The sequence below is a fragment of the Streptomyces odonnellii genome, from assembly GCF_000981895.1.
In the GTDB taxonomy this organism is placed as follows: domain Bacteria; phylum Actinomycetota; class Actinomycetes; order Streptomycetales; family Streptomycetaceae; genus Streptomyces; species Streptomyces odonnellii.
Genome location: NZ_LATD01000139.1, coordinates 1 through 4575, shown reverse-complemented (window position 1 = coordinate 4575; position 4575 = coordinate 1). Strand labels below are relative to the sequence as shown.

Genomic DNA, 4575 nt, shown 5'->3' with positions numbered 1-4575 from the left:
CCCCGGGGGCGGGGTAGCCATAGCCGGGGGCCGGTGTCGGCGTCGGTGTCGCGCCCGGCGGGCCGTCGATGAGCGTCGGATTGGGGAAGTCGTACTCCGGCTTGCCCGGTGCCGGCGTCGCGCCCGCGCCGGGACCCGGCTGCTGCGGCGGCCCCCATTGGTACTCCCCGTCCGCGTACGGATTCGGCTCGCTCATCTCTCCCCGCTTCCCGTGGTCCCTGATGCGCCTCCGATCCTGGCACACGAAGGGCCCGCTTCTGTATGGACTTGCCTACAGAAGCGGGCCCGCCGGGCTTACGGTCCTACGGTCAGAAGCGGCGCGTGATCAGCGCCCGCTTGACCTCCTGGATCGCCTTGGTCACCTCGATGCCGCGCGGACACGCGTCCGTGCAGTTGAACGTCGTACGGCAACGCCACACGCCGTCCTTGTCGTTGAGGATCTCCAGCCGCTGCTCCGCCGCCTCGTCGCGCGAGTCGAAGATGAAGCGGTGCGCGTTCACGATCGCCGCCGGGCCGAAGTACTGGCCGTCGTTCCAGAAGACCGGGCAGGACGAGGTGCACGCCGCGCACAGAATGCACTTGGTGGTGTCGTCGAAGCGCTCACGGTCCTCGGCGGACTGGAGGCGCTCCCGCGTCGGCTCGTTGCCGCTGGTGACCAGGAACGGCATCACATCGCGGTACGCCTGGAAGAACGGCTCCATGTCCACGATCAGGTCCTTCTGGACCGTGAGCCCCTTTATGGGCTCGACCGTGATCGGCTTCGACGGATTGATGTCCTTGATCAGCGTCTTGCACGCCAGCCGGTTGCGCCCGTTGATCCGCATCGCGTCCGAGCCGCAGATGCCGTGCGCGCAGGAGCGCCGGAAGGTCAGCGAGCCGTCCAGCTCCCACTTGATCTTGTGGAGGCCGTCGAGCACCCGCTCCTTGGGGTCGATGTCGATCCGGAAGTCCTGCCACTGGGCCTCGTCCGAGACCTCGGGGTTGAAGCGGCGGATCCGGAACGTGACCGTGATGTACGGGGAGGCGGCGGACTCCGCCTCGACCTTGTCCAGTACGGGGGTAGCCATCAGTACTTACGCTCCATCGGCTGGTAGCGGGTCTGGACGACCGGCTTGTAGTCGAGACGGATGGACTCGTTGCCGTCGTCGCCGACCTCGCGGTACGCCATGGTGTGGCGCATGAAGTTCACGTCGTCACGGTTGGGGTAGTCCTCGCGGTAGTGACCGCCGCGGGACTCCTTGCGGGCGAGCGCGGACACGGCCATCACCTCGGCCAGATCGAGCAGATTGCCCAGCTCGATCGCCTCCAGCAGATCCGTGTTGAAGCGCCGGCCCTTGTCCTGGACGGACACGTTCAGATAGCGCTCGCGCAGCTCGCCGATCTTCTCGACCGCGGTCTTGATCGTCTGCTCCGTGCGGAACACCATCACATTGGCGTCCATGCACTCCTGGAGCTCCAGGCGCAGCGCGGCGACCCGCTCCTTGCCGGTGGACGCGCGCAGCCGCTCGACCTGGGCCTCGACCCGCTCGGCCGGGTTCTCGGGCAGCTCGACGAAGTCGTGCTTCGCGGCGTACTCGGCGGCGGCGATACCGGACCTGCGGCCGAACACATTGATGTCCAGCAGCGAGTTGGTGCCCAGCCGGTTGGCGCCGTGCACCGATACGCAGGCCACCTCGCCGGCCGCGTACAGCCCCGGCACGACCGTCGTGTTGTCGGCGAGGACCTCGCCCTCGACATTGGTCGGGATGCCGCCCATGGCGTAGTGCGCGGTCGGCTGGATCGGGATCGGGTCGGTGTACGGCTCGATGCCCAGATAGGTCCGCGCGAACTCGGTGATGTCGGGCAGCTTGGCGTCGAGCTGCTCCGGCGGCAGGTGGGTGAGGTCCAGATAGACGTGGTCGCCCTCGGGACCGCAGCCGCGGCCCTCGCGGATCTCCGTGTAGATGGACCGGGAGACGACATCGCGCGAGGCGAGGTCCTTCATGACGGGCGCGTACTTCTCCATGAAGCGCTCGCCGTTCTTGTTGCGGAGGATGCCGCCCTCGCCGCGGGCGCCCTCGGTGAGCAGGATGCCCATGCGCCAGATGCCCGTCGGGTGGAACTGGAAGAACTCCATGTCCTCCAGCGGCAGTCCGCGCCGGAAGCAGGCGGCCTGCCCGTCACCGGTCAGCGTGTGCGCGTTCGAGGTCACCTTGAAGAACTTGCCGGTGCCGCCGGAGGCGTAGATCACCGACTTCGCCTGGAACACATGGATCTCGCCGGTGGCCAGCTCGTACGCGACCACGCCCGCGGACTTCTTGACGCCGTCCACTTCGGTGATGAGCTGGTCGAGGACGTAGAACTCGTTGAAGAACTCCACGCCCTCCTTCACGCAGTTCTGGTACAGCGTCTGGAGGATCATGTGGCCGGTACGGTCCGCCGCGTAGCAGGACCGGCGGACCGGGGCCTCGCCGTGGTTGCGGGAGTGGCCGCCGAAGCGGCGCTGGTCGATGGTGCCGTCCGGGGTCCGGTTGAACGGCAGGCCCATCTTCTCCAGGTCGAGGACCGCGTCGATGGCCTCCTTCGCCAGGATCTCGGCGGCGTCCTGGTCGACCAGGTAGTCACCGCCCTTGACCGTGTCGAAGGTGTGCCACTCCCAGTTGTCCTCCTCCACGTTGGCGAGCGCGGCGGCCATGCCGCCCTGCGCGGCGCCCGTGTGGGACCGGGTCGGGTAGAGCTTGGTCAGCACCGCGGTACGGCTGCGCTTGGTCGACTCGATGGCCGCGCGCATACCGGCGCCACCGGCGCCGACGATGACGGTGTCGTACTTGTGGATCTTCATGAGAGTCTCGTCAGCCCCGGCTTTAGCGGATGTTCGGGTCGAAGGTGAAGATCACCAGCGAGCCGAGAAGGATGGTGAACACCGTGGCGGTGTACAGCAGGCCCTTGAGCCACAGGCGTGTCGTGGCACGCTCCGCGTAGTCGTTGATGACCGTACGGAGACCGTTGCCGCCGTGCAGCATCGCCAGCCACAGCATCAGCAGATCCCACACCTGCCAGAACGGCGAGGCCCAGCGGCCGGCCACAAAGGCGAAGCCGATCTTGGAAACCCCGCCGTCCAGTACGAGCTGGATGATCAGGTGGCCGATGACCAGCACGACCAGTACGACACCGGAGAGCCGCATGAAGAGCCAGGCGGCCATCTCGAAGTTGCCGCGGGTCGACTTCGGGGTCTTGGCGGTCCGCTTGCGCGGGGCCTCGATGAGGGGCGCCGGGAAATCGGCGTCGTACAGGCTCTCGCCCTCGACCGGACCGATCGCGGTCGTCTCTTCGGCGACGGTGTTGTTCGTAGACATGGGCGGACTCTCAGCTCCCGAAGACTTGGCGCGCGGCGTGGCCGAGCACGGGGTAGAGGGCGCCCACCATCAGGACGATCCAGATACCCACGGCGGTCCAGAGCATCTGCTTCTGGTAGCGCGGGCCCTTGGACCAGAAGTCCACGGCGATGACACGCAGGCCGTTGAGCGCGTGGAAGAGGATGGCGGCCACAAGGCCGTACTCGAGCAGCGCGACGACCGGGTTCTTGTAGGTCGCTACGACATCGTCGTAGGCCTCGGGGGAAACACGGACGAGAGCTGTGTCCAGCACGTGTACGAACAGGAAGAAGAAGATGAGGACGCCGGTGACTCGATGAGCCACCCAGGACCACATTCCTTCCCGGCCGCGGTACAGCGTTCCAGCCGGCACGGAAAAACCCTCCGGGAGCGGTGATCGGGGAGCCGGCCGCCATCTTCTACTCAATAAGCACAGTGGTGTCGGTCGCGCCCGGCCGGGTACGGTCCACCGGCCCCGGCCATGTTAGCCACGAGCGGCGGGTTCCTCCGCCCGGGGGCCCATAGGTGTGATCAAACAGGCAATCAAACAGCCACGGACGGGCTATCGGGCCTGTCCGGATGCCCGGAGCCCCAGGGCCCGCACCCCGAGCGGCCCACGGGGCGGGTGTCCCTGAGTCCGTTATGGCTGGTTTCATGATATCTGGGGGCGTCCGCCTCGTATTCATACGGGGCGACGAGCCGGGCGAGCCGGGCACGCGCGAGGCGGCGCAGCTCGTCGGCGGCGACGGCCCGCTCGTGGTCGGGCTCGTGGGAGAGCCGGGCGTGGATGTCCGCGAGCACCTCGTCGAGATGCTCCTCGGGCCGGTGCCCGTCCAGGCTGATCACGAAGGCGTGCCCGAAGCTGCTCTCGTACGCGGCGTGCGCGGCGCGCAGGGCGGTACGGGCGGCGGGCGGGGCGCTGAGCGGCGGGCCCGAGGACGACTCGTCGGCGAGTGCCTCGGTGAGGTCGGACTGCGAGAGGTCGTAGCTGGCCTCGTCGGCGGCGGCGAGCAGGGCGTCGAGATCGGGGTACGGGCGGTGCGCGGCGACCCGCTGCGCCCAGCGGCGGCTGCCGCAGCAGGTGAGCAGCGCGGCTTCGGCGGCGAGCGGCGCGGCGGTGTTGAAACGGTGGAGGCCGTTCGGGTGGCCGGCGTGGGATGCGCTGGACAGCGTGGGCTCCTCGAACGCGGCGGGGCGGCGGGACGGCGGCGGTGCGGTGCGG

At 68.3% G+C, this 4575-nt stretch carries 5 protein-coding genes and 1 pseudogene; all 6 read right to left on the bottom strand.

All coding sequences use genetic code 11. The features are described 5' to 3' along the window. Positions 1 to 196: pseudogene (locus WH07_RS39745) on the bottom strand (hypothetical protein); the annotation flags it as partial. Positions 197 to 308: 112 nt separating this feature from the next. Continuing rightward, positions 309 to 1067 (bottom strand): succinate dehydrogenase iron-sulfur subunit, encoded by a 759-nt coding sequence (locus tag WH07_RS14605; protein WP_046500299.1) that lies wholly within the window; start codon positions 1065 to 1067, stop codon positions 309 to 311. Next, on the bottom strand, positions 1067 to 2821 hold the full coding sequence (sdhA, locus tag WH07_RS14600) for a succinate dehydrogenase flavoprotein subunit (protein WP_046500298.1): 1755 nt from the start codon (positions 2819 to 2821) through the stop codon (positions 1067 to 1069). The genes WH07_RS14605 and sdhA overlap by 1 nt, the downstream gene beginning before the upstream one ends. Before the next feature lie 22 nt (positions 2822 to 2843). Further along, positions 2844 to 3335, bottom strand: a complete 492-nt coding sequence (locus WH07_RS14595; RefSeq protein WP_046500297.1) for a succinate dehydrogenase hydrophobic membrane anchor subunit — start codon at positions 3333 to 3335, stop codon at positions 2844 to 2846. 10 nt (positions 3336 to 3345) lie between these two features. After that, the gene (gene sdhC / locus WH07_RS14590) at positions 3346 to 3726 is read right to left on the bottom strand and encodes a succinate dehydrogenase, cytochrome b556 subunit (protein WP_079023225.1); all 381 of its coding nucleotides are present in this window, start codon (positions 3724 to 3726) and stop codon (positions 3346 to 3348) included. A 170-nt stretch (positions 3727 to 3896) separates the two neighbouring features. Then, on the bottom strand, positions 3897 to 4575 hold a 679-nt coding region (locus tag WH07_RS14585; protein ID WP_063775768.1), incomplete at its 5' end, for a 2-oxo-4-hydroxy-4-carboxy-5-ureidoimidazoline decarboxylase.

Coding starts and splice junctions, on each gene's coding strand:
- WH07_RS14605 (WP_046500299.1), bottom strand. CDS start 1,067: ATGGCTACCCCCGTACTGGACAAGGTCGAGGCGGAGTCCGCCGCCTCC.
- sdhA (WP_046500298.1), bottom strand. CDS start 2,821: ATGAAGATCCACAAGTACGACACCGTCATCGTCGGCGCCGGTGGCGCC.
- WH07_RS14595 (WP_046500297.1), bottom strand. CDS start 3,335: ATGTCTACGAACAACACCGTCGCCGAAGAGACGACCGCGATCGGTCCG.